This window comes from Desulfoluna sp. CLI2B (assembly GCF_056847375.1).
Genome location: NZ_CP186557.1, coordinates 3,737,691 through 3,763,806 on the forward strand (window position 1 = coordinate 3,737,691; position 26,116 = coordinate 3,763,806).

Consider the following 26,116-nt stretch of genomic DNA (forward strand, 5'->3'; position numbering starts at 1 on the left):
CTTAAACGAAAAATGGCGGGGCAAGCCCCGCCATCTTTATCATAATCTATGCATCATCGGTGGGCCCTTGGGCCTCCCCCGAATCCTCTTCCGGGGCATCGGGCTCGTGGGGCGAGCCCTCCTCGGAAGCATCGGCCTCGGGGGCTTCGCCCCCGGCCCCCTCTAGGGCCTCGGCCTCGTCTTCTTCTTCCTCTTCCTGCCACGGCAGGCGAACCGCCCCGGCCACATGCTCCCCGTCGTCCAGACGGAAGAGCTTGACACCCTGGGTGTTTCGGCCCACCACGGAGACGTCTTTGACCTTGATGCGGATGAGTTTGCCGCTGTTGGTCATCATCATGACGTCGTCCTCGTCGTCCACGAGGAGGAGGGAGGCCACGTTACCGTTCCGCGCGGAGGTCTTAATGGAGATAACCCCTTTGCCGCCTCGGCCCCTCAAGGGGTACTCCTCGACGGGCGTACGCTTTCCGTAGCCGTTTTCCGTGACCATCAGCACCTTCTCCCCGGGATGGAGGACCTCCATGCTCACCAGGTAGTCGTCATCCACGAGCCGCACCCCGCGGACACCCTTGGCGCTTCGACCGGAGGCGCGAACATCGGTCTCTTTGAACCGCACCGCCTTGCCCTCACGGGTGGCCATGAGAACATCCATGGCACCGTCGGAGAGACGGGCAGAGACCAGTTCGTCGCCGTCGGCAAGGCCCACGGCAATGATGCCCCCCTGTCGGGGACGGCTGTAGGCCATGAGGTCGGTCTTCTTCACCGTGCCGTTGCGGGTGGCGACCACCACAAACTGGCCATCTTTGAACTCGGGCACGGCAAGCACCGTGGTGAGCCTCTCGCCTTCCACAAAGTTGAGGAAGTTGACGATGGCCCGCCCCTTGCTCGTCCGGCTCGCCTGGGGAAGCTCGTAGACCTTGCTCCAGTAGACCCGGCCGAGGTTGGTGAAGAAAAGGAACATATGGTGGGTGGAAGCCACAAAGAGCTTCTCCACGAAATCGTCATCACGGGTGGCCATGCCCACGCGGCCCTTGCCGCCCCGGCGCTGGCTCTCGTAAACACTGATGGGCGTTCGCTTGATGTACCCGCGGGTGGAGACGGTCACCACCATGTCCTCTTCTTCGATGAGGTCTTCCAGGGAAATATCGCCGGTGGCTTCCACGATCTTGGTGCGGCGTTCGTCGGCAAACTCTTCCCGGATGGTGGTCAGCTCGTCTTTGATGATGTTGAGCACGATGCGCTCGCTGCCCAGGATCTCCTTGAACCAGGCGATGTCCTTCAAGACCCCTTCGTACTCTTCCAGGATCTTTTCGCGCTCCAGACCGGTAAGGCGCTGCAGTCGCATGTCCAAAATGGCCTGGGCCTGGAGGTCGGAAAGGCCGAAGCGGCTTTTCAGCCCCTCTTTGGCTTCCACCGGGTTCTTGGACTTGCGGATCAGGGCCACCACCTCGTCAAGGTTATCCAGGGCGATCTTGAGGCCTTCTAATATATGGGCGCGGGCTTCTGCTTTCCGAAGGTCGTAGACCGTCCTTCGGACCACCACCTCTTTTCGGTGCAGCAGGAAGTGATCGAGGAGCTCGCGAAGGGTGAGGAGCTCGGGCCGGTTGTTCACAACCGCCAGCATGATCACCCCGAAGCTGCTCTGCATCTGGGTGTGTTTGAAGAGCTGGTTGATCACCACCTCTCCCATGTGGTCCCGCTTGACCCCCATGGCGATGCGCATGCCCTTTCGGTCGGACTCGTCCCGCACATAGCGGATGCCTTCGATGACCTTGGCCTTCACCAGCTCGGCGATCTTTTCGATAAGGCGCGCCTTGTTCACCTGGTAGGGAAGCTCGTGGACAACGATGGTCTCGCTGTCGTCTTTCTTGGCCTTTTCAATCTCCACCTTGGCGCGGATCTTGATGATCCCCTTGCCGTTTGTGTAGGCTTCGCGGATCCCCTTGCGGCCGTAGATAATACCGCGGGTGGGAAAGTCCGGCCCGGGGATATACTCCATGAGCTCTTCGCTGGTGAGCGCCGGGTTTTCGATTAAGGCACACACACCGTCGATCACCTCCCCCAGGTTGTGGGGGGGGATGTTGGTGGTCATGCCCACGGCAATCCCTGAGGAGCCGTTCACCAGAAGGTTGGGAAACTTGGCGGGAAGCACCGCGGGTTCAAGAAGGGATTCGTCGTAGTTGGGAACCCAGTCCACGGTCTCTTTGTCGAGATCCGCCAGCATCTCATGGGCAATCTGCCGCATGCGCACTTCCGTGTATCGCATGGCCGCGGCCGAGTCGCCGTCGATGCTGCCGAAGTTGCCCTGGCCGTCCACCAGGGTGTACCGAAGGGAAAAGTCCTGGGCCATACGTACGATGGTGTCATACACGGCCGTATCGCCGTGGGGGTGATACTTACCGATGACATCACCGACGATACGCGCCGATTTCTTGTAAGGCTTGTTCCAGTCGTTTTTCAACTCCCGCATGGCAAACAGAGACCTGCGGTGTACCGGTTTGAGTCCATCCCGGACATCGGGAAGGGCCCGGCCGATGATGACGCTCATGGCATACTCAAATCTGAGTCGTCTCGGTCTCGAGGCTGATATGAGGAGAGCTTTCCAGTTGAGTCATAGGGTTCACTACCTTCATCTGCTAACGTGCATGTCCAAAGTCGCAATGGCACCTGTATCCGAAAAAACCGACAATCGGAAATTCGTGACGGCCTCGCAAACGTTGGGGACCTTCGGGAAAAAACCCCATGCAGGGAAACCGGCCTTTGGGGCCGGCCCGCTGATCGGTGTATGTCGGGCCGGAGAGTACACCCCTGCCCGCCTGGCCGGCACACGTCACGAATGGCCGACCCGTTTTTTTCCTGAAGTCCCTTGCATTTAAAATTCATCGCCTCGGGGACCCGAAGCGCCCGGTTTCACGGGCTATACAGGAAGAAGCCATCCTGTGGGGGATGGCTACTCGTCAAGGTTTTCTTCCGAGACCTCATCAAGGTGGATCCGGGTTTGTCCCTCGGGCTCCACAAGGCTTTTGTAACTCTTATTATATATATCCGATAAGGTCAAAAAAAAGGTGACCACAAGAGGGCCGTAGATGATCCCGAGAATCCCGAAAAGCTGGAGTCCGCCGATAATCCCCAGAAAGACCAGGAGGGTATGCATCTTGATGCGCTTGCCCACCACCGCCGGTTTAAACAGGTACTCCACCCCCCCGGAGAGAACCCCGTAGATCACCAGGACGGCAATCCCCGCCCCCATGCGCCCTATGACCATGAGCCAGACAGCCACGGGCAGAAAGATGATCCCGATGCCCACGATGGGCAGAAAGGCGAAAAAGGCCATGAGCACGCCCCAGAGAACCGGGGAGCGAAAGCCCAGAAACGCAAACACCACCCCCCCGACCACGCCCTGGATCATGCCGCTGATACCGTTGACCACCAGCACGGCCCCTGCCATGTCCTTGAACTTCACGAACAATTTGGTGTCCTGGTCGTCGGGCAGCGGAGACAGGTCGATGATGTACTGAAGCAGACGGTGACCGTCCAGAAGCAGGTAATAGATGATGATCAGCATCAGGATAAAATTGATGACGAACTTCAACAGGTTGGAAGCAACGGCGTTGGCCTGGTTCAAAAGCGTCAGCCCCACGGACTTGCCCATGTCCGTGATGGGCTGGATGAGCTCGTCAAAGGTGAGGCTCAGGTCGAAGTTGGCCAGGATGCTGTTGATCCGCCCCAGGATGTTCCGGGAAACGAAAAACTGCTTGACCGCATCCACCACCTCCGGGCTCACGGCCCTGATATAAAAGTTGTGGACCTCGTTGGCCAGAACCCCCACGAACAACACGATGGGGACAAACAGCACCAGAAAAATAAGAACACAGGTAAAAAACGAGGCGTACCCGGGAGGCACCCGGCGTTTGAAAAGGGTGTACACGGGAAAAAAAATACCGCTGACCACGGCCCCCATGACAAGCACGGAGACAAAGGGCCAGAGCAGTTTTCCAAGCAGAAACAGCGAAATAAGAAAAAGGATCAGGAAAAACCAGAGAATCAGGTCGCGGGGTGTTTTGTCCAGCATAGAAATAAAGATCCACACCCCCGGGCATGGCCCCGGCTAAAGGGCTCATCGGGGTGTCATGGGCCGAAAAGGGGCGGGGCCGACATATCCGGCCTTGCCGCCCCCCGGCTGAAATGGGCTACTTCCGAAGGATCGAGAACACACCCGCAAAGAGCAGGGTTTCATAGATCACAACGGGAAGTAATGCGTGACCGAAAAGGGCAAAGACGATGCCGCCGCCCATAATGGCGGGAACACCGGAAAAGATCATGATACCAGCCTTCTGTGCCTTGTCCATCGTATCAAAAGCCTCCTTGGTTTAAGCAGCATATCGCAAAATCAATCGATTTTCCCTTAAATCGAGTGATTTACATGTAACAACAACGCCCTCCCAAGTAAAGCAAAAAAGCCCCGGGCAAGGGATCTTGACGAGATGTCAGAAGGGCAAAAAGGGGTGCGCATCCCTTGCCGACGGCCAGCGGCCGCTGACACACAAGAAAACCGCCTGAAAAAAAGGGCAGATACCTGCAGGGACGCCCACACACAAACGCCGGGGCGCGTCCGGCCTGTGAAGCAGGCCGAGCGCCGCACCGCAGTGCACAGAACGCCAGGGCGATTTTTGTTGCTCACGAACTTACCGCTCGATCACCATGGCCATGCCCATGCCGCCGCCGATGCACATGGAGATCATGCCGGTGGCAAGATTTTCCCTCTGCATCTGGTACATGCCGGTGACCATCTGGCGGGCCCCGGTGGCTCCGATGGGGTGCCCCAGGGAAATACCGCTGCCCAGCTGATTGGGCTTGTCCACGGGAATGTTCAGCTCCCGCATGCAGCCGATGGCCTGGGAGGCAAAGGCCTCGTTGAGTTCAATCATCTCGATGTCGGAAACGCTCATACCCAGGCGCCCCATGACCTTCCTTACAGCCGGGATGGGCCCCAGGCCCATGTACGCGGGATCAAGGCCGCCGGAGGCAAACCCCTTGATCCTGACGATGGGGGTGAGCTCAAGCTCTTTTGCCTTCTCTTCGGTCATCAGAAGAACCGATGCCGCGCCGTCGTTGATGCCCGAGGCGTTGCCCGCTGTGACCGACCCGTCTTTTTTAAAGGCAGGGCGCATGCGGGCCAGTTTTTCCATGGAGGTCTCCATGGGCCGCTCGTCCACGTTGAAAATCGTGTCCCCCTTGCGGCCCTTGATGACCACATCGGCGATCTCGGGTTTGAACACGCCGGTCTTGATGGCGCCCAGGGCCCTGTTGTGGGAGAGCAGGGCCAGCTCGTCCTGCTCCTGGCGGGTGATGCCGTATTTTTCAACGATGTTCTCGGCCGTGATTCCCATGTGGTAGCCGTAGAAGATCTCGTAGAGGCCGTCAAAGACCATGAGGTCCGTAACCTGGCCCACGCCGGTGAGCTCCATGCGATGACCCCATCGCGCCTTGGGCAGGGCCATGGGGGCGTTGCTCATGGACTCCATGCCGCCTGCCAGCACCACCTCGGCCTGGCCGCACATGATGGACTGGGCAGCAAGGGCAATGGCCTTCAGGCCGGAGCCGCATACCTTGTTCAGGGAAAAGGTGGGGGTCTCCTTGGGAAACCCGGCACGGATCATGGACTGGCGCGCAGGGTTCTGCCCCTGGCCCGCCTGGAGTACATTGCCCATGATCACCTCGTCCACCACAACCGGGGTGGCGGACTCATCCCAGTCGCGACCCTTGGCTTCCAGTTCCGTGATGCCCTGATCTTTCAACGCGTCGGGACAGGCTGCGCGCATCTCATCGCTCAGGTCGGGGCGGAGGCCCGCCTTCTTCAGGGTCTCTTTCATGACCACGGCCCCCAGATCGGCCACACCGACACTCTTGAGTCCGGCACCAAAGGTGCCGACGGCGGTCCGTGAACCGCTGACAATCACAACATTTTTCATGGATTCCTCCCGTTTGTATATTTTGTCATGACTCTGCGAACGTTTCTGCTATGATGAAAAGCTTGATGATCACGTGCGAAAACAAGCGTCGCAACGGCCTGTTTTATCGCACCAAGATGTAACAGAACCGCTAACAAAAGACAACATACGTCATGTGCCTGATCCTTGTTTCTCTAAAGAGCCACCCGTCCTTTCCTCTTATTATCGCCGCCAACCGCGATGAGTTCTATGCACGCGAAACCGCCCCCATGGCCTGGCACGACAGTGCTCCGCCCGTCCTCTGCGGCACCGACCTCAAAGAGGGAGGCACCTGGATGGGGGTTACCGAGACCGGCCGTTTCGCAGCCCTCACCAACCACCGGGACCCCTCCCGCATCAAGCCGGACGCAGCCTCCAGGGGCTGGATCGTCTCCGAGTTCCTGAAAGGGACAGACGACGCACCGGCCTTTGCCGAAGCCCTGAGCCGGACCCGGCAAAACTACAACGGTTTCAACCTCCTCTTCGGCACCGTGGACCGCCTCTACCACTACAGCAATATCTCCGACACCCTCACCGAGCTGCCCCCCGGGGTCCACGGCGTCAGCAACGCCCTGCTCAACACCCCCTGGCCCAAGGTGCAGACCGGAAAAAAAGAGCTGGGCGCCCTTGAACACCCAGACGAAGAGGCCCTCTTTTCCCTTCTTGCCGACCAGGCCGTGCCCGAGGACGCCCTCCTCCCCGACACCGGCATGACCCTGGAATGGGAACGCATCTTAGGGCCCCTGTTCATCCACAGCGAGGTCTACGGCACCCGCTCCAGCTGCCTTGTCACCCTGGACACAGACCGCACCCTCACTGCCACGGAGCGCACCTACACCCCCGCCGGTCCCGCCGACATCAACGGCGAGCGACGGTTTCAGTTCTCGGTATAAGAAAAATGCAAGCCTCCGGCGGCCAGGTGGGGGCACCTGGAAACCCTATGGCGAATGCATGAAGGCAGCCATTCAGCTTGCGTTATCGGGGCATTCGCGTGATGTGTGACATCCAGCAACCGCCGTTGCAAGAGAGGCCCATTTCATTCTTCTAAAAACACGATGAAGAACTTTGGGGTTTGCTTGACTTTAAGCGGAATGACTCCGGCGGCGAGGGTGGCGAAAAGAGACCTTTTTTATTCTTCGAAAAACAGACATGGGTCTCTCAGACAAAAAAGGGCACCGAGGGCTAACCGTTGAAACAATGGCGAATGTGATTTTCCCTGAGGAACGAAGGGGAAAGCGCATTTGCAACCTGCTTTCAAGGTGGCACACCTTGCCGCCGGCAATGCGGTTAAATCCACAAGGGACAAGTGGCAACAACGTATCCTGTTACGTCGAAGCTTGTGAACCAGCCAGCATAAACCATCGGCGTTTATGTCGGGCGAAGCCCGAGCCGAAGGCCCTTGCGCTTTGGCCCGAGGAACGAGGGACAAAGCGCAAGGGCTATATGCTTTCGAGGTGGCTCACCTCGCCGCCGGAGGCACGCTTTTTACCGGTCACTTTAACCATAGAAGGCATCTTCTCTTAGCGTTTCTTTTTTGTCCTTGAAATCATCTCTTTCCAGGCGGAAAGGCGGGGACCGACCACGGACTCATAGCCTCGATCGGTGGGGGTGTACCAGCTCTTATCGCTGATCTCGTCGGGGAGGTACTGCTGGGGGACGAAGCCTCCGGGGTAGTCGTGGGCGTAGCGATAGCCCTCTTTGTAGCCCAGGTTCTTCATGAGTTGGGTGGGGGCGTTGCGGATGTGCTTGGGAACGGGAAGGGAGCCGCCTCTGTCCACCTCTTCCCGCACGGCGGCAAGGGCGGTGTAGACGCTGTTGCTCTTGGGAGCGGTGGCAAGGTAGACCGCGGCCTGGGCCAGGGCGCGCTCCCCTTCGGCGGCACCCAAAAATTTGTAGGCTTCCATGGCGTGCAGGGCCATGGACAGGGCGGCAGGGTCGGCCATGCCGATGTCTTCGGTGGCCACGGCAGCCATGCGACGGGCGATATAGAAGGGATCTTCCCCGGCCTTGAGCATGCGCACCATCCAGTAGAGGGCCGCATCCGGGTCGCTGCCCCGCAGGCTCTTGTGGAAAGCGGAGATGAGGTTGTAGTGCTCGTCGCCGCTCTTGTCGTAGCGGACGGCCTTGCGCTCCAGGAGGGTCTCGGCGTCGGCCAGCACCACACGGCAGCCTTTACCCGCCTCCATGCGCCTTTGCTCCACCATGATCTCCAGGGTGTTGAGGGCCGTTCGTACATCGCCGTCGGCCATGCGCACCAGGTGGTCCAGGGCCTCGTCGTCCACGGCCACGTCCATGCGGGCCAACCCGCGGTCCTTGTCCTCCATGGCACGTTTCAGCACCTTGAAGATGGTCTCGTGGGACAAGGGTTTCAGGGTCACCACGCGGACACGGGACAAAAGGGCGGGGATCACTTCAAAGGAAGGATTTTCCGTGGTGGCGCCCAGCAAGGTGATGAGCCCGCTCTCCACATGGTAGAGAAAGGCGTCCTGCTGGGCTTTGTTGAATCGGTGGATCTCGTCCACGAACAGAACGGTCTGACGCCCTTTGAGATTGCGCTCCTTCTTGGCCTCGTCGATCACAGCCCGCACGTCCTTGACACCGGAGAGTACCGCCGAGATCTTGATGAAGCGGCACTTGGTCTCCGAGGCAATGATGGAGGCCAGGGTGGTTTTACCGCAGCCGGGAGGGCCCCACATGATCATGGGGAAGATGTGGTCCGTGGCAAGGGCGCTTGAAATATAAGCCTGCCCCGTCGGGGGATGCTCCTCCGCCAAGACGACTGCCGCAAGGGTCCGGGGACGCATGCGCTCGGCCAGCGGCGCGTTTAAGTTGCCGTGTTCCTCATTTCTGTATTCAAACAGATCCATACCCACCCAAATGGCTTTCCCGATGTCGGACGTGTTTTTCGTTAGAAGTATGCCTTCTATGGCCAAAGTCGCAAGAAAACGAATGCCTCCGGCGGCGAGGTGAGCCACCTCGAAAGCTTATTGCCGCTGCGCTTTGCCCCTCGTTCCTCGGGCCAAATCGCAACGGCCTTCGGCTCGGGCTTCGCCCGAAACATATGCTGGTGGTTTATACGAGCGACACGACAAGCCCTGAAGGGTTAGGACTCGTTATCGTAACCCGTTGCTTATCAGGTTTAACCGGCCTCTCCTCGGCGACCAGGAGGGGGCACCTGAAACCCCTATCCCGGATATTTCACGAGTCGAGTGCACCCATATTCAAGGCATCAGAGCTGCAGATGTAGTTGTTTACCTCAAAGCTCTGATAACGCAGAAGATGGGTGCGCTGCGCAAATCAAACCGCAAACGTCGATTTACATTTTGCATTTTCAAAATAGCTGTTTTTTTATTGTAGCCATTCGACATAATGATGTTTTCTTTTTGACTGGTTGTTTTCTCATGAAATATCCGGGCTATATCGGCGGCACCACCGCCGGGCCCCTCGCAGCTTCCGCCGTAAAAGCGGAAACCGAGGGGACAAAGGGCTTATCACTGCCCGTCGCGTTTCAATTTCTTGAGCCGTTGCTTTTCCCGCTCTTTTTTCTTCTGGATCTTGTTGCGGCTCTCCTTGTCCTTGTGCCCTTTGTTCCGAGTGTTGGTGTTCTCCTCGGGCTTGGGCCCGAACTCCATGCGCCCGGTCTTTTCCCGGAAGATGTGTTTGATGGGCGGCAGAGGAAATCACGAATCTGGTTCCATGAGGAACCGGCGGTACGAGAAGTGCACCGCGTCCGGGTAGTTCACAAAGGAGACAAAGGTGGGGGGCTTCACAGACACCTGGGTGTTGTAGAAGAACTTCAGCCGCTTGCCCTTGTGAAGGGGGGGCGGGGTCCGCTCTGTTGCCCACTCGATGATGCGGTTTGCGTCCCCGGTGGAGACGCGGGTGTTGTACTGATCGTACACGCTTCGGATCTGCCCGAAGATCTTCTCCACGCGCTGGCCGGTGAGGGCCGAGATGGTGGTAAAGGGGGCAAAGGAGAGGAACTTGGCGCCCATGTCCAGGCGTTCCTTGAACAGTTTGGGGTTCTTCTCCCGCTCGGGAACCAGGTCCCACTTGTTGAAGACGAAGATCACCCCGCACCCTTTTTCATGGGCGTATCCGGCCACGGTGACATCCTGGTCGGTGACCCCTTCGGAGGAGTCGATGAGGATCAAGGCCACGTCACAGCGGTCCATGCTCTTGATGGCCTTTAAGACGGAGAACTTCTCCAGCTTGTCCTTGACCTTGCCTTTTCTCCGGATGCCCGCGGTGTCGATGAACCGGTAGAGCTGGCCGTCGCGCTTGAGCATGGTGTCCACGGCATCCCGGGTAGTACCGGCCACGTCGCTCACCACCAGGCGCTTCTGCCCGGTGAGGCGGTTGATAAGGGATGATTTCCCGGCGTTGGGGCGTCCCACCACGGCCACGTTGACGATCTCCTCTTCCTCTTTGGGGTAGGCTGCCGCCTCGGGAAAGGAGGCCACCAGGTCGTCGAGGAAATCAGGCACGCCGTAGCCATGCTCGCCGGAAACCGGATAGGGATGGTCGATGCCCAGAGAATAGAAGTCGTAGAGGTTCTCCTCCTGCTTCTCTCCGTCGATCTTGTTGACCACATAAAACACCTTGGGATGGGACTCCCGAAGGATGGTCACCAGGTCGCGGTCGTAAGGAGAGATTCCCCCTTTTCCGTCCAGGACCATGACCACGGCGTCGGCCTCGGCCACAGCCTGGGTCACCTGGTCCCGAATGGCGCCCGCAAAGGCGTCTTCGTCGTCGATGAGGTATCCGCCCGTGTCCACCAGCAGAAACGGGGCGTCGTTCCAGAGGGCTTCGCCGTAGTGGCGGTCCCGGGTGACACCGGGCATGTTGTCCACGAGGGCCGTCCGGCTTCGTGTGATGCGGTTGAACAGGGTGGATTTGCCCACATTGGGGCGTCCAATGATGGCGACGATGGGTTTCATGGGTCTTGTCCGTATGGAATTAATCTGGGAGGGTACCGGCGCGGGCGCCTGAATTGAACATACAGGGTTGCATGGAACATGTCACCCTTTTCCAACTGGAAAGGAGCTGCCCAACCCGGTTTTCCCCACACAAAAAAGGGGCTGACTGGATTTTCAGTCAGCCCCTCGTGAAATCAAGTGGCGTCCCCAAGGGGATTTGAACCCCTGTCGCCGGCGTGAAAGGCCGGTGTCCTGGACCAGGCTAGACGATGGGGACATCGTGGTGGGTCGTACTGGGCTCGAACCAGTGACTCTCTGCTTAAAAGGCAGATACTCTACCAACTGAGTTAACGACCCATATGTTCTTTGATCGGGTCTTAAGGCGAAATGGCGTCCCCAAGGGGATTTGAACCCCTGTCGCCGGCGTGAAAGGCCGGTGTCCTGGACCAGGCTAGACGATGGGGACACATGGTGGGTCGTACTGGGCTCGAACCAGTGACTCTCTGCTTAAAAGGCAGATACTCTACCGACTGAGTTAACGACCCGTAATGCGCCTTAAAAGACTCTAAAATGCAGTGTGGCGTCCCCAAGGGGATTTGAACCCCTGTCGCCGGCGTGAAAGGCCGGTGTCCTGGACCAGGCTAGACGATGGGGACGCATGGTGGGTCGTACTGGGCTCGAACCAGTGACTCTCTGCTTAAAAGGCAGATACTCTACCGACTGAGTTAACGACCCGCTGCGTCTCAAAGACTCGAAGCTTATACTCAACTTGTGACGCAGGTGTCAAGCCGAAAGTCACATAAAAATGACGATTCGTGCAGGCACGCGACACAGCACCGGTCTAAACCGGTGCATTCACCCCAGATAGAGGCACACCCCTTTTATTTGCGCCAGAACTCCGGCACCAGAAAAATGATGACCGTATAGATTTCAAGGCGCCCAAGGAGCATGCACCAGATAAGGAGCCACTTCCCCCCCTGGGGGATCAGGGCGAAGTTTTCCGCAGGCCCCACCAGGCCGAAACCGGGCCCGATGTTACCGATGCAGGAACCCACAGCGGTAAACGCCGTGACAAAATCCACGCCCATGCCCGCCAGCACCGCAGAGCAGAGGGCAAACAGGCCCACATAGATGCACACAAAGCCGATGATGCTGCGCATGACGTCCTCGGAGACCGCCTTGCCACCCAGCTTGATGGTGGCCACGGCCCGGGGATGGATCAGCATGTAAAGCTCCCGATAGCAGTACTTCAGGCAAAGCATCACCCGCACGATCTTCATGCCGCCCCCGGTGGACCCTGCCGAGGCCCCGATGAACATACACAGAAAGATCAGCACCTGGCTCAGGCCCGGCCAGAGCTCGTAATCGGCGGTGGCATAGCCCGTGGTGGTGATGATGGAGACCACCTGAAAGGAGCCGTAACGAAAGGCCTCGGGAAGGCTCTGATAGACGGTGCCGTAGATATCGAAGGTCACCGCAACCGAAAGCCCCAGCACAATAATAAGGAACCATCGGCATTCGGAATCCCGCCAGAAGATCAGGGTCCGCCCCCGCAGCATCTGGTAATGAAGGGAAAAGTTGATCCCGGCAAGCACCATAAAGACGATGATCACCCCGTCGAGATAGGCGCTGTTAAAGCCCGCCACCGAGGCGTTCTTCGTGGAAAACCCCCCCGTGGGCATGGTGGTGAAAGTGTGGCAGAGGGCGTCATAGAGATCCATACCCCCGAAGAGAAGAAGCACCACCTCCACCACGGAGATCATGGCATACACCTTCCAGAGGATGGAGGCGGTCTCCGAGAGCCGGGGTTTCAGCTTATCCGGCACCGGGCTCGGCACCTCAGCCTTGTAAAGCTGCATCCCCCCCACCCCCAGAAACGGAAGGATGGCCAGGGAGAGGACGATAATCCCCATGCCGCCGAGCCACTGGATCAGGCTCCTCCAGAAGAGGAGCCCCTTGGGCACCGCCTCGATGTTGGTCAGCACGGATGAACCCGTGGTGGTGAAACCGGACACCGACTCGAAAAAGGCATCCACAAAATGGGGAAAGGCCCCGCTTATATAAAAGGGAAGAGCCCCGTAAAGCCCCACCACGGTCCAGCCCACGGCCACGATGGCCATGCCTTCCCGCTGGCTGATGTTGTCGAAGCTGGTGTCCCGGCAAATCAGGATGGCAATGGCACCAGAGACGGTGGTAAAGCCCGCGGAGACTGCCAGGGCGGCAAGGTCCCCGCCTCCGTAAATCACGGAACAGATCACGGGCAGGAGCATGCAGAGCCCCAGCGCAAAGAGAAGGAACCCGGTAATGTAGGTCACGACAGGCCAGCGCATCAGAAGAACTCCAGCTTGACGGTGAGCATTTTTTCAATGCGGGGAACGGCTTCGCGCGTGGCAAAGATAATCACCCGGTCTTCGGGCTTGATGACGCTGTCCCCGGACGGAATGATCACCTCGTCGTCGCGGATGATACAGATAAGTAGCGCGCCCCGGGGGAAGGAGACCTTGCTGATGGGGGTGTCCACGATGTCCGAGGTCTGCAGGGCAACGGCCTCGATGACCTCGGCCTGCTCGCCATGAACGCTCATGGCCGAAAGCACCTTGCCTTTTCGGATATGCTGCAGAATGGAGTTAATGGCCGAGAGCCGCGGGCTCACCACCTGCTCCACGCCGATGCTTGCCATGAGTGGCATATAGCTGAACCGGCTGATCTTGGTGATGGTGTTGTCCGCCCCCACGCTCCGGGCAAGCAGAGAGACAAGGATGTTGGTCTCTTCGTCGTCGGTCAGGGAGACCACAAAGTCCATGTCCTTGATGTTTTCTTCCAGGAGCAGGCTCTGATCGGAGCCATCCCCACAGAGGACCACGGCGCGGTTCATGCGCTCGGCAAGGTACCGGCAGCGCTCCGGGCTCCTCTCCACGATCTTGGTGTGGATGTTCTTGCTCTCCAGGAGGTCGGCCAGGCGCGTCCCGATGAGCCCGCCCCCCACGATAAGCACCCGATTCACGGGTTTCATACGGCGGTTGAAAAATCGCAGGACATCATTGAGCTTGGTGTCTTCACTGATAAAATAGACCAGGTCCCCCACTTGGAGGACATCGTTGCCGTGGGGCACAATGAGTTGCCCCTTGCGCACGATGGCGGCAATCAGAGGACGCACGCCTCCGAGCCGGGAAGAAAACTCGGCCAGCCTGAGGCCGTCCAGGGGGCTCCCCTCCTCCAGCCGCATGCCCACGATCTTCACCCGGCCGCCTTCGAACTCACCCACGTCCACGGCCCCGGGCACCCGCATCAGGCGATAGATGGTCTTCACCACCTCGATCTCGGGGTTAATGATGGTGTCGATATGGGGCGCACTGGTCCTGAAGTGCTCATGGTAGGCGTCGTAATCGCCCAGGCGGATACGGGCCAGTTTTTTGGTGGCGGGCGAAAGGATATCGCAGGTAAGGCAGGCCACCAGGTTGGTCTCATCGCTGTCGGTAACCGCCAGCATGATATCCGCCTTTTTCACTCCGGCGTCAATGAGGACCTCGGGGCTGCTGCCCGACCCCTTCACAACCTGCACGTCCAGATTCTCAGAGACCCGTTTCAGGGCCTCGTCACTGGTGTCCACCACCACGACATCTTTATTTTCAAGGGAGAGGCGACTGGCGATGTGAAAACCCACCTCACCGGCTCCTACAATAACGATCTTCAAGCAGTATCTCCTGATCTCATTGGTTTCGGCATTTCCCCCCCGCGCGCCGTCGCCCCCCTCCGGCCTGTCCTCAAACAGACCCGGTGCCGTCAAGGCACCGATGAGCCCTTACGGCAGCCACCAACAAAGACACCCGCAGGGCGGGTGGTGGGTTGCGGCTGGCCCGTAAAACGGCAGCACGTGCGTTATTCTCCATAGCCTTCAGGAGGTTGCATGGAAAAACGCCTGCAATATATCGCTATGTCATAGCCGATTCGCCAGCCGAGGTCAAACGAATGACCACATGGAACGTTTTTGCAGCACAGCCGAAAACAAAGCCGGGGTTTTCATCAGGACGTCGCCAGAACCGTTTCCCCAAACAACACCCCGGCCAATGACCACGGAGCCGGTTCCCCCACCCTTGCGCCTGACAACCATGGAGCATGGCCCGGGGGAACGTCCCCGGACCATGGTTTTTAACCCATTCAGGGCTCCCGGTGCCGGATCACCCAGCCATGGTTCCCGGTAACCCGTTTTCCGCCTTCGATGACAACCTCACCGTTGACCAGCACATGGCAGATGCCGTCCGGGTACCTGTTGGGTTCATGGAGGGTGGCCCGGCAGGCGATGGCTCCAGGAGACATCACCGTGATATCCGCCTTCAGTCCGGGGTGGATGCGTCCCCGGTCCGCCATGCGCATGCGGTCGGCCGGAAGGCTGGTGATCCGCCTCACCGCCTCCTCCCAGGAGAGGAGCCCCGCCTGCTTCACGTAGCGCTGGAAGAACTGCCCCACCCATCCGTAGACGGTGGGCGCGCCGGTGTTGCCGGACAGGGGGCCGTCCGGGGCCACCGTCTGGGCATCGGAGATCACCCCGCACAGCCGGTGGGCCAGAAGCTCCCGCTGCATGGACTCGTCAAAGTTCCACCCGGCCCAGATCACCTGGGCCATCTCCTGCCCCGAGGCGCGCAGGAGGTCAAAGGCGGCGTCATGGGGATCGCACCCCATGATGGTTCCGATCTCCGCCATGGTTTTCCCCACCAGCTCCGGGTGTGTCGGAGAAAAGAACAGAGTGATGAGGTCCCAGCGTTTCTGGAGCACCAGCTGCCAGATGGGGTTGGGAGAAGCCTTCATCTTTGCCCTGGCCTCCGGGTCGGAAAGATAGCCCAGGGTGGCCTCGATCCCACCCACATGTGCCCAGGAGGGAAGCACCGAGGCCATGAGGGTCGGTCCCCAGTTGTCGGGGATCAGGTCAAAGGCCACGTCCCCACCGGTGGCGTTGAGCCGGTCGATCATGGCCAGACTGTTTGCCACGGCATCGTCCGGGGCTCCGAACTTGGGGCTGATATGGGAGATCTGGAGGCGCACCCCGGTAATGCGGGCCACAGACAGGACCTCGCTGAAGGCCATGTCGTAGTGCACGTCCCGGTTCCGCACATGGGCCGACAGGATCCCGCCCCGGTCGGCCACCACCCTGGCCAGGGCCACCAGCTCCCGGGTATCGGCATGGATGCCCGGCTCATACTCCAGCCCCAGGGAGAGGCCGTGGAACCCTTGCGCCATGGAGTCATCCAGCAGGGCACACATGGCCTGGAGCTGCTCGTCCGTGGCCTGGCCCCTGCCCTCGGGGATCACGCAACGCCGAAGGGACCCGTGGCCCACAAGGGCCGCCACGTTCACGCCAACACCGCCCCGCTTCAGGCGGTCCAGGTACTCGCCGGCGCTGCGCCAGTCCACGGCCACCCCCGGCTGGTAGCCCAGGAGCCCCTTGAGGTCCGAAGCATTGGTACACGGGGCGCAGCTGTAGCCGCACTGCCCCACCACCTCGGTGGTGACCCCCTGATGCAGAGAGCTCTGGGCCCTGCCGTCCACCAGAAAGGTAAAATCCGAATGGGTATGCAGGTCGATGAACCCCGGGCAGACCATCTGCCCCCGGGCGTCGATGACCAGGGCGGCTTTGTCGCCCTCGAATCGCTACTGCTGGAAGTATGCAGCTGTCTTTGACCGCCACATCCGCTTTAAAGGACGCTCCGCCCTCTCCGTCAATCACCACGCCGTTTTTAATGAGTACGTCAATCATGGTTACACTCCGTTAGATCATCAGGTGAACGGCTACTTAAAAAACATGTCCACCACGCCCGTGGTCAGCCAGGGCATGGCACACAGGATGGTGATGGTGGCCAGGTACGGGACAACAAAGGGAAGCACCCCAACAGAGGACTCTTCCAACGAGATCCCCGCAATGCGTGAGGAGACAAACAGGTTGACCCCGATGGGCGGTGTCAGAAAGCCCACCTCACACGTCAAAACGGTCAACACCCCGAAAAAGATGGGGTCCACCCCCATGCTTTTCACCACGGGCAGAAGAACGGCTGTAAAGATAACCACCTGGGGGATGGACTCCATCCACATCCCGGCCAGGATGTAAAGGAAGCTGATCATCATCAGCACAAGGAAGGGATTGTCGGTAAACCCGGTAAAAAAGGCCTGGACCGCAAGGGGAATGTCATAAAAGGCTACCAGCTGGCCAAAGGCCTTGGTGGAGCCCAGGATCACCAGCACCGTGCCCACCATGGTCGTGGTGAACTTCAGGCTCTCGATGACGTGGCCCACCGTAAGCTTCCTGTAGATCACGGTGCCCACGAAGAGCCCGTAAAACACCGCCACGGCCGAGGCCTCGGTGGGGGTAGTGTCCGCCGGGCAGACTGCTGAGGATGATCAGGGGCGCGCCGATGGCCCACTTCCCTTCCCAGAGGGCCCGAAAGAGAGGGGCAAAGGAAAAGTCGCCGTCCACCCTCCCGCCAAACCCGCTCACGCGGCAGACGGTGGTGGAGGTCAGGATCAGAAAAAGGATCACCATAAACCCCGGCACCAAGCCGGCCAGGAACAGCTTGGGCACCGACTCCTCGGCAATGAGGGCATAAATGATCAACAGATTGCTGGGAGGGATGATGCTTCCCAGGGCCCCGGATGAGGCGGAGATCCCCGAGGCGAATTTTTTCGGGTACCCCTCGTCCACCATGGCCGGAATGGTGATGGAGCCGATGGCCGCCGTGGTGGCGGGGCCGGACCCCGTAAGGGAAGCAAAGAGCCCGCAACTCACGATGGTCACAAGGGAGGTCCCGCCCCGAAGGGAACCGACCATCTTACGGGCGATGTGGATGAGGTGCTCGGACATCCCCCCCTTTTCCATGAGCTTTCCGGCCAGCACAAACAGCGGGATGGTCATCAGGGGAAAGGATTCAAAGGCATTGTAAGCGGTCTGGCTGAGCAGGGCAAAGGGGATATCGATAATGTGCAGGCCGATGACGGTGGCGACACCGGCCGCCCAGGGAATGGGCACGCCGATGAGCATGCAGCCCACAAAGGCGATGGACATCCACAAAGGTCCGTTCATAATTCATACTCCTTAAAACATCATGCACGAAGGGGTGCGCGTGGTCTTTTTTTTTCATGCCGCCCGGACGGACCTCACTTTACGGGTTCGTCACCGGGCAGGACGCAGGTCAGCTCACAGGTCCCGGTGCGGAGCCATCGGTAATAGAACTGAAGGATCCGGAAAGTCATCAGCGCAAAACAAAAGGGCACCACGGCCTGGGGCCACCGCTGCTCGATGCCCAGGGACGGGGAGATAAAATGGGTGCCCCAGAGGACCTTCACGTACTCCACGCCGTGAAACACCATAAAAACATTAAACGCGCACCAGACGGCATCGCCTGCCACGATAAGGCCCACGGCGATTTTTCTGGGGAACAGCTGGACCAGGTTCAGGATACGCACATGGCTCTTTTCGGTGACGGCCAGGGCCGTGCCGAAGTAAACGGAAAACACCATGCCGTAAATGGCCAGCTCCTCTGCCCACGGGGCAGACTGATGAAAAACGTATCGCAGGATCACCTGAAGAAAGACACAGCAGGACATCACCACAAGGGAGATCACGCACAAGGTGCTTTCGAACTTCGTGTTGAACCAGCGCATCAGGGTTGACGGGGACATCAAACGCTCCTTGACTCATGGCACAGAGCCGGATTTTTTAATTCAAGGGCTACCCCGGGCGTTCAGGAAGGCCCGGGGCAGCGGGTAACAGCAGGTGGACGCGATCATTGCCCTGGCGAGGGGCTATGCGTCGGTTTTGCTGCCGGAGGACGCGCGGATCTGATCGACAATCTCCCGGAACTCGGCCGATCGTTTGGAGAGGATTTCATCCTGGAGCTTACGAGCCGCTTCGATAAACGGCGTGCGGTCCGGTCGGGTGATCTTCATCCCGTTTGCCTCAAGGTAGGTGCGGCACTCTTCGATCTTCTTGAGCATGTTGGCCCGGTGAATCCTTCCGGCGTCACGGCCTGCCTTGATCACGGCCTCACGCTGGGCATCGGTGAGTTTCCCCAGGAACCGCTTGCTGCAGAAAAGAGGAGAAAAAGAGGTGAAGTGATCCAGGATGGTGAGGTTGTCGGCCAAGTCGAAAAACTTCTGGGAGCGGATGACGAAGGTGCCGTTGTCGCCCCCTTCCACCGTGCCGGTCTGAAGGGCCGTGGACATTTCCGACCACGCCAGGGGCACAGGCTCTGCGCCGAAGGCCTGGAAGGTGCTGATCATGATCTTGTTCTTGGGAACCCTGAGCTTGAGCCCCTTCATGTCCTCCATGCTGCGAATGGGGCGCTTGGTGTTGTACATGTCCCGGGGCTCCACCGCGTTGTAGGAGAGAAGGTAGACGCCGGTCTTGGCGTAGAGCTGATCCCGGAACCGGTCCCCGATGGGACCTTCCAGCACCTGGGAGGCATGCTCAAGGCTGTTGAAGATATACGGCAGGACAAACACGTCCATGAGGGGGTAGTGGGGAGAGACGTTGTTCATGGTGATGATAAACCCGTCCACGATGCCGATCTGAAGGGATTTAAACCCGTCTTCCTCCCCCCCGATCTGTCCGCAGCAACGACGCTTGACCACCACCTCGCCCCCGGTGTACTCATCCACCAGCCCGGAAAAGATGGTGACCAGCTCGCCGTAAGCGCTGTCATCGGCTGTCTGCCACCCCAGGTTCATGACCACCTTGGCTGAGGCCGGAGCACTGAACGCCGCCATCAGAAACAGCATCGCCACACATAAAGCCACTTTCTTCATCACGTTTCCTCCTAACAAAGTCTGGGATCATCATATTGACATCATTCTTCCACAGAGAATTGGCCACCGAAGGCCTGTTCTTGCCGTGGTATCAAGGCACAAACCATGCCACATGCCGGACAAGGCCCCTCGGGCCCCATCGACACACGCGGGCCAGACACACCACATCATGTGCAAACACTGCGGCACATCATCTATATTTGGTATCAAGCAGAAAAGACACGGAACAGCTCAGCGGGAGGAAAGCAGGCATGGCGCGGCGAGGAGGCCCGGACAAGAGGAAGAAGCGTCCCGTTTTTTGGATCCAAAAAACGGGACGCCCATGAGCACATGTCTTGATTTTTAGACGCCACCCAAAAGAGAGGGTGCCGACCCATGGCATTCAAATCAGGCCGTGGCGCTTGAGCTTTGCGTAGATGGTGGAGCGCTTGGTTTGCAGCACCCCTTCCAGGCCGTCGGGACCGGCCACCTTGCCGTCCGTAAGCCCCAGAACATAGGCGAGGTACTTTTTTTCCAGCTCTTTTAAGGTCGGCAGCCCCTCAAAGAGCTCCGTACCGGGTCCTGCCACAGGGGCAGGCAAAGACGGAGACGACTCATGGGCCTCGGGGAACAGCTCAAGCCGGTCCCCGGAGGAGAGGATCACGGCCCTTTCCATAATCCCTTTCAGCTCCCGGATGTTCCCCTGCCAGGGGCGGGACTGAAGGTCGGCGATCTGTCCCGGGGTGAGACTCAGCACTGTTTTTCCGTAGCGCCTGGCAAAATGGGTCAAAAACATCTGGGCAAGATAGACAATGTCTTCTGAGCGTTCCCTTAAAGGGGGAATGGTAAAGGGCAGGACAAAGAGGCGATAGAAAAGGTCTTCCCGGAAGGTTCCGTCGATGACGTCCTGTTTCAAATCCCTGTTTGTGGCGGCTATCAGCCGGAAATCGGAGAGGTGTTCCTTGGTCCCCCCCACCCGGGTGAACTTGTGGTTCTGGAGCACCCGCAAGAGCTTGACCTGAAGGGACAGGGAGATCTCCCCCACCTCATCGATAAAAAGGGTCCCCTGGTTGGCCAGCTCAAAAAAGCCCACCTTCTGGGAGGTCGCCCCGGTAAAGGCCCCTTTTTCGTGACCAAAGAGCTCACTTTCGATGAGAGACTCTGCCATGCTCGCCGGGTGCACTGGGATAAACGGGCCCTTGCGCCCGCTCTCCGAGTGGATGTGCCGGGCAAAAAGCTCCTTGCCCACCCCGGTCTCCCCCAGGATGAGGATGGTGGCATCGGTGCGGGCCGCCTGGGCCGACTTCTTCAACAGGGGTGCCATGGAGACGCCGTAAAAAGGCTCGTGGGAGGACTCTCCGGGCACGGGGTAATACCGGGGCTGCTGCTGCGAAGCCTCCAGGATCACCGCCGAGCGGACCTCCGATGTGATGAGCAGGGCCAGGTGTTCATCCATCTCCCCGAGCAGGCGCCCCAGCCGCCCGGAGGTCTCCTGGCTCTCGGCATACAGAACCCAGGTGGACGCCCCCTGGACGCTCACGGGAATGGCAACCGCGGCAAAGGACTCCAGGTTCACCCTGGGCTCAATGGCCTGGGATGCCAGGGGAAGAAGGGAGGTACACACCCCGTGGTCCAGCTCCTCCCGGGAGACATTGCATGCGGCGATGCCGGTCACCGCCCCCTCGTCGCCCCCCTGAACCAGTATGACCCGCTCGGCCTCAAACTCCTCTTGAATAATGGTGACAAGCTGGCGGTAGAAAATCGACGGGTCCTTATGGGACGTGAGCTTCTTGAACCGCCGGGTGCACCGCTGCGTCAGGCTTCCGGCACCCGGCTCCGGGTCCGAGGTCTTTGCCTGGGGCCAGGCAATCTCTTCCAGGAACAGTGGAGGCCGCTGCCCGCCCGCGCCCTCTTTTTCCAGGCACCCCACCCGCTCCAGGAGCTGCCGGGTTTGGGGAATACGAATGGCCCCACCCGCCTCATGGAACACCGCCATGCTCTCCGTAAGCAGCTGCCGCACAACGGGCAGGGGTTTTCCGGCGTCATAGGCCAGCAGGGCCTTCTGGCGCAGGGCGGCTCCGCGCATCATCTTGTCCCCGCCGTTGAGGTTCTTCCGGGTCTCTGCCTCCACATCCACCGAAGGGATGGGGGGATACCCCCGCCTGAAAAAATCAACACTGAGCTCGTAGCTGCGGGAGCGACCAAAGAGGGTCTGCTCAAATTCACAGGACGTGAAAAATGCATGGTACGCCTTCAGGGCTTCATAGGCCTTGTCCATCTCACCGTAGCGGCTGTGGGTACAGGCCGTCACATGGAGATAAAAGACATAGGCCATCTCGTGGAGCCGGGGATCCAGAAGACTCCTGGCCCGGTTCAGGTACTTTTCCACCTCACCGCGATCACAACCTGCGTCCCCCAGAACCATGGTGAGCTGGAGGCACCACCACCCTTCGGTAAGCTCGTTGCCCTTCAGGTGAGCCGTGCGGCACGCGGATTTGGCAATGCCGATGGCCAGGTGAAATTTCCCCAGAAAATGGGCCGCCGACGAGGGGTAAATGCCGGAAAGATCCTTGTAGTACCTAAGGTTCCAGACATAGGAGGCCGGATCCACCTCGTTGTAGTAGTGCAGGGTCTTTTTCATGTCCCCCTGATTGAAGTGCAGGGAGGAGAGAAACATGGCGGCGATACAGAGGATATCGTTGTCCCCGAGCTCGTCAATGGCCTCCTGGCTCTCCATGAGCGACGGCAGGGCCTGGAGGGAAGAGCGCCCGGTAAAGTGATCCAGAAGGACCTCGCTGAGCTTGAGGATAATGCGCTTGCGCATGTCGCCGATGCGGATGGCGATTTCGTTGGCAAAGAAGAAGAGGCGAATGGAAAGGGAGAGGTTCCGGGCCAGATAAAGGCTGAGCCCGAGAATGGCAATGGCAAGCTCCAGAAACCGGGAGAGTTCTTCCCGGGATTTTTCCAGGGTGCGCTCTTCGTCGCAGAAAGCCAGCATCTGCTCCAGAGTCTCGGTGAGGAGCACCCGGAGCCCGGCCGTGACCGATACCTCCAGCCGGTTGGAGATATCGGCCACCAGGGCTTCAAACACAGCGATCTCGTCAGGGCCGCGGAGCCGGTCTATCTCGGAGAGAAGCCCTCCTCGGTAGGCCCGGGCCTCCAGGGTCGGGAGGTGGGCCCTGATCTCAGCTCGACCCAGCCCATCCGGGTCCAGCTGCCAGCACGCTGACCCACAGGCGTGTGCGAGCCCGGCCCCGTGGAGCCCCCGAAGGGCAAGGGACGTCTCCCGGATGGTGCTCCCCGTCCATTCGGCAAGAACGGACTCATGGATATGGGACCTCACAAACGCCAGCACGCTCAAGGCGACAACCTGATCTTCCGTCAATGCCGATAAACGATGCACAACTCTCCCCGCTCTTAAACATTGCCTGCACCGCGGCATAACCCGAAGCAACGCCAAGGGGCGCAGGTTTTCATTTACAATAAACGTATACCCCCGACGATATGGCACTTCAGGGCCCATCGTCAATAGCAGCCTTCCATGGCCAAAGTCCGTGCCTCCGACGGCGAGGTGAGCCACCTCAAACACGCATTTCCATGATCGATTTATGCGCACAAAAGACAATGATCCGAAACATGAGCCACGCTTCCGTGCAATCTGAACAGAGATGACCGCATGTACCTGTTGTTTATTTGTAATGGCTTTTACATACAAGCTGTTGTATTATCTATATCAGTACGTTGTTTACTAAAACGCCGCATCGAAACACATTCTGACATCGTTCCCACTCTCCCTGGACGGAGCCCTTCCCCGCACCCCCTTGCCCGCTGACGCACCGCCCGAACACCAGCACCCCCCGAACAACCCGTTGATCGCAAGATCTGATCGTTTTCTTATATTAGGGAGGACACCATGCCATCCACCCATCCCCTGTACCGAACCCCCGACCCCTCTTCGCCCCTTGGGCGGGAAGAGCTTGTCCGCATGTACGACGACGCCATGGACCACCTCACCCTTGCCCGTTGCAGCGGAGCCGAGGACCAGAAAAAAAACATCTCCACCGTGGTCAAGATCCTAAACCACCTCAAGGAGGCACGGGAACACGCCCCCTCCCAGGGAGAGGACGGTACCGACCTTTCGGCCCTGTTCGGTTACATGATTGACCGCCTCTCCATCAGCCACTCGGGCCTCGGCATCGACCCCATCAACGAGGTAAGCTGGCTGATCCGCAACCTCAAAGAGCTCTCCACTCCCACGAAAAAGCCGGATCGCCCCGCAGATATCCCACACTCTTAAGTCAATAAGGGCCCAAAAAAATGCCCCGGCCCAACAGGACCGGGGCGCCCCAAAACATTGAATTTCTATTCTTTCGGATCCCAGCCCCGTCATCCCGCCCTATTCCTTCCTTGTTTTTCAACAGCCCATCGTCATTTTTATTTAAAGAATACGAAAAATCCTCCGATATGTTTTTTATACCGCAGGTGACCCGGCACCAGCCTTTGGAAAAAGGATTTTCCAAAACCACACAGGGCGCCCCAAACGGTATACGACAAGTTGACTTCACGGCACGGATGCCGACCATTGAAAGTTTATTTCACGGAGGAAATCACATGGCACTTTCAATCAACACCAACGTCACCTCTCTCACCGCCCAGCGTAACCTGGGTAACACCGCGTCAGGCCTCAATAAATCGCTCCAGCGACTCTCTTCCGGCCTGAGAATCAACTCTGCAAAAGACGACGCCGCCGGCCTGGCCATTACCGACCGTATGACCTCCCAGATCCGTGGTCTGAACCAGGCGGTTCGAAACGCCAACGACGGTATCTCCCTGGCCCAGACCGCTGAAGGGGCCCTCCAGGAGACCACCAACGGACTCCAGCGAATCCGCGAACTGTCCGTACAGGCGGCCAACGACACCAACACCGCTGAAGACCGGGCATCCATCCAGCTCGAGATCGACCAGCTGGTTTCCGAGATCGACCGAATCGCAGAAGCCACCACCTTCAACAACAAAAACATCCTCAACGGCAGCTCCGGCACCTTCACCTTCCAGGTGGGCGCCAACGCCAACGAGACCATTGGTGTGGACCTGGTCAACGTCAAGGCCAACGCCCTGGGTCAGCAGCCCGGCATCGTACAGTCCACCGCCTCCCGCGTCTCCCTGACCAACGACGCCGCCGACGCCGGCAGCATCGGTATCCAGGAAGGGGCCGTAGGCAGCACCCTCACCGCCGGGGACGTCAGCGTCCAGGTGGACGGTGCCTCCTCTGTGGACATTGCCCAGGCCAAGTACGGCGGCGACATCACCTCCGCCTCCACGGCCGACCTCAAGGACACCAACGCAGCCAACTACGGCAGCGGTAGTGCAAAGGCCATTGCCGATCGAATCAACAACATCCGCGAGATGAACGAGGAAGATCCCGGCGAAGGCATGGAAGGCACCAGCCTTGAGGGCGTATACGCCAAGGCATCCACCAGCTTCCAGGCATCCGACATGGACGCCGCTGACTACTCCGGCTCTGCCGTGGCAGGGGATGGCCCCAGCAACGTCGGCGTCGGCCGCATCGGCAACAGCGACCTGATGATCAACGGTGTGGGCGTGGGCCCTGCAGACTTCAAAGAGAACGACGCCGACGGCAGCCTCACCAACGCCATCAACGCCAAGAGTCACCTCACCGGTGTTACCGCAAGCGTGGATGACGACGGCGAGCTGACCCTGTCTGCCGACGACGGCCGTGACATCGTGCTGAGCACCACCAACGCGGAAGTCACCAACCTCGTCTTCGGCGGCGGCGTGAAGTCCACCTCCTTTGACTCTAACTTCAACGACCTGCGCATCACCGGTTCTGTCTCCCTGACGGCCTCAGACACCCTGAGCCTGTCCGGCACCAACGCCACGGACGCCGGTTTCGCAACCCTCTCCGAGGACAACGTCCAGGCCAAGGGCTCCATTGCCAACGCCGACGTCTCCACGGTGGAAGCGGCCAACGAAACCATCAAGTCTGTGGACAGTGCCATCCGCCAGGTGGACGACATGCGCGCCAACCTGGGTGCGGTCCAGAACCGTTTTGACTCCACCATCCAGAACCTCTCCAACGTTTCTGAGAACCTGAGTGCGTCACGTTCCCGTATCCTTGATACGGACTTCGCCTCCGAGACGGCCAACATGACCAAACTCCAGGTCATGCAGCAGGCCGGTACCGCCATGCTTGCACAGGCGAACCAGCTGCCGCAGTCCGTTCTCAGCCTGATCGGGTAACAATAAGGAACCGTCTCACCCTCAGTAAGAGAAGGTTTGCCTTTATCCGGTTGTTCAGGATAAAACGAGTGCACAGGGAACCTGCATAGTCAAATAAGCCCCTGGGCGATCCCAATCGCCCGGGGGCTTTCCCGACAGCTTTTGCAGGAACCGTGTTCACCGAAAAACGTTCACAAA

At 59.3% G+C, this 26,116-nt stretch carries 17 protein-coding genes, 6 tRNA genes and 1 pseudogene; 3 read left to right on the forward strand and 21 right to left on the reverse strand.

What is annotated here, in order from left to right; all coding sequences use genetic code 11:
* Positions 1-46 precede the first annotated feature (46 nt).
* From gyrA to ACOYW2_RS17555, 4 genes are all read right to left on the reverse strand, one after another.
* A complete protein-coding gene (gyrA, locus tag ACOYW2_RS17540) occupies positions 47-2,545 on the reverse strand; it encodes a DNA gyrase subunit A (protein WP_482767380.1) in 2,499 nt (832 codons plus the stop codon).
* 402 nt (positions 2,546-2,947) lie between these two features.
* On the reverse strand, positions 2,948-4,069 hold the full coding sequence (locus ACOYW2_RS17545; protein ID WP_482417378.1) for an AI-2E family transporter: 1,122 nt from the start codon (positions 4,067-4,069) through the stop codon (positions 2,948-2,950).
* Positions 4,070-4,187: 118 nt separating this feature from the next.
* A complete protein-coding gene (locus tag ACOYW2_RS17550; RefSeq protein ID WP_180140537.1) occupies positions 4,188-4,346 on the reverse strand; it encodes a hypothetical protein in 159 nt (52 codons plus the stop codon).
* Positions 4,347-4,682: 336 nt separating this feature from the next.
* A complete protein-coding gene (locus ACOYW2_RS17555; protein ID WP_482417379.1) occupies positions 4,683-5,969 on the reverse strand; it encodes a thiolase family protein in 1,287 nt (428 codons plus the stop codon).
* Between the two features lie 152 nt (positions 5,970-6,121).
* Here ACOYW2_RS17555 and ACOYW2_RS17560 point away from each other — a divergent pair, with 152 nt between their 5' ends.
* Complete coding sequence (locus ACOYW2_RS17560) at positions 6,122-6,880, forward strand: NRDE family protein (RefSeq protein WP_482767381.1); 759 nt, start codon at positions 6,122-6,124, stop codon at positions 6,878-6,880.
* 627 nt (positions 6,881-7,507) lie between these two features.
* Here the strand turns inward: ACOYW2_RS17560 and ACOYW2_RS17565 are convergent.
* The 17 genes and pseudogenes from ACOYW2_RS17565 to ACOYW2_RS17645 form a co-directional block, all read right to left on the reverse strand.
* Positions 7,508-8,854 (reverse strand): replication-associated recombination protein A, encoded by a 1,347-nt coding sequence (locus ACOYW2_RS17565; RefSeq protein WP_482767382.1) that lies wholly within the window; start codon positions 8,852-8,854, stop codon positions 7,508-7,510.
* A 624-nt stretch (positions 8,855-9,478) separates the two neighbouring features.
* Positions 9,479-9,619, reverse strand: a complete 141-nt coding sequence (locus tag ACOYW2_RS17570; RefSeq protein ID WP_482767383.1) for a hypothetical protein — start codon at positions 9,617-9,619, stop codon at positions 9,479-9,481.
* 48 nt (positions 9,620-9,667) lie between these two features.
* Positions 9,668-10,927, reverse strand: coding sequence for a ribosome biogenesis GTPase Der (der, locus tag ACOYW2_RS17575; RefSeq protein WP_482767384.1), 1,260 nt, complete (start codon positions 10,925-10,927; stop codon positions 9,668-9,670).
* 178 nt (positions 10,928-11,105) lie between these two features.
* A tRNA-Glu gene (locus tag ACOYW2_RS17580) sits at positions 11,106-11,183 on the reverse strand.
* 4 nt (positions 11,184-11,187) lie between these two features.
* A tRNA-Lys gene (locus tag ACOYW2_RS17585) sits at positions 11,188-11,263 on the reverse strand.
* Between the two features lie 31 nt (positions 11,264-11,294).
* Positions 11,295-11,372: transfer RNA gene (locus tag ACOYW2_RS17590), tRNA-Glu, on the reverse strand.
* 3 nt (positions 11,373-11,375) lie between these two features.
* Positions 11,376-11,451: transfer RNA gene (locus ACOYW2_RS17595), tRNA-Lys, on the reverse strand.
* A 33-nt stretch (positions 11,452-11,484) separates the two neighbouring features.
* Positions 11,485-11,562 (reverse strand) — tRNA-Glu (locus tag ACOYW2_RS17600).
* A gap of 3 nt (positions 11,563-11,565) precedes the next feature.
* Positions 11,566-11,641, reverse strand: a tRNA-Lys gene (locus ACOYW2_RS17605).
* Between the two features lie 146 nt (positions 11,642-11,787).
* Entirely contained in the window at positions 11,788-13,236 is a 1,449-nt protein-coding gene (locus ACOYW2_RS17610) for a TrkH family potassium uptake protein (protein WP_482419306.1), read from the reverse strand.
* Positions 13,236-14,600 carry a Trk system potassium transporter TrkA gene (trkA, locus tag ACOYW2_RS17615; protein ID WP_482417382.1) on the reverse strand — a complete coding sequence of 455 codons (1,365 nt, stop codon included), beginning with the start codon at positions 14,598-14,600 and terminating at the stop codon, positions 13,236-13,238. Before trkA ends, ACOYW2_RS17610 begins: the two co-directional genes overlap by 1 nt.
* Positions 14,601-15,064: 464 nt before the next feature.
* A complete protein-coding gene (locus ACOYW2_RS17620; protein ID WP_482423767.1) occupies positions 15,065-16,528 on the reverse strand; it encodes an N-acyl-D-amino-acid deacylase family protein in 1,464 nt (487 codons plus the stop codon).
* Between the two features lie 162 nt (positions 16,529-16,690).
* Positions 16,691-17,245: a TRAP transporter large permease subunit gene (locus ACOYW2_RS17625; RefSeq protein WP_482419307.1), complete on the reverse strand. Its 555-nt coding sequence runs from the start codon at positions 17,243-17,245 to the stop codon at positions 16,691-16,693.
* 49 nt (positions 17,246-17,294) lie between these two features.
* Positions 17,295-17,975, reverse strand: a pseudogene (locus tag ACOYW2_RS17630) (TRAP transporter large permease subunit); the annotation flags it as partial.
* Between the two features lie 74 nt (positions 17,976-18,049).
* Positions 18,050-18,574 carry a TRAP transporter small permease gene (locus ACOYW2_RS17635; protein WP_180140518.1) on the reverse strand — a complete coding sequence of 175 codons (525 nt, stop codon included), beginning with the start codon at positions 18,572-18,574 and terminating at the stop codon, positions 18,050-18,052.
* Between the two features lie 123 nt (positions 18,575-18,697).
* Entirely contained in the window at positions 18,698-19,699 is a 1,002-nt protein-coding gene (locus tag ACOYW2_RS17640) for a TRAP transporter substrate-binding protein (RefSeq protein WP_482771049.1), read from the reverse strand.
* Positions 19,700-20,081: 382 nt separating this feature from the next.
* Entirely contained in the window at positions 20,082-23,081 is a 3,000-nt protein-coding gene (locus ACOYW2_RS17645) for a sigma-54 interaction domain-containing protein (protein ID WP_482767385.1), read from the reverse strand.
* Between the two features lie 510 nt (positions 23,082-23,591).
* On the opposite strand from ACOYW2_RS17645, the gene fliS reads away from it, so the two are divergent.
* Positions 23,592-23,975, forward strand: coding sequence for a flagellar export chaperone FliS (gene fliS / locus ACOYW2_RS17650; RefSeq protein WP_482417385.1), 384 nt, complete (start codon positions 23,592-23,594; stop codon positions 23,973-23,975).
* A gap of 314 nt (positions 23,976-24,289) precedes the next feature.
* Entirely contained in the window at positions 24,290-25,939 is a 1,650-nt protein-coding gene (locus tag ACOYW2_RS17655) for a flagellin N-terminal helical domain-containing protein (protein ID WP_482417386.1), read from the forward strand.
* Positions 25,940-26,116: the final 177 nt, after the last annotated feature.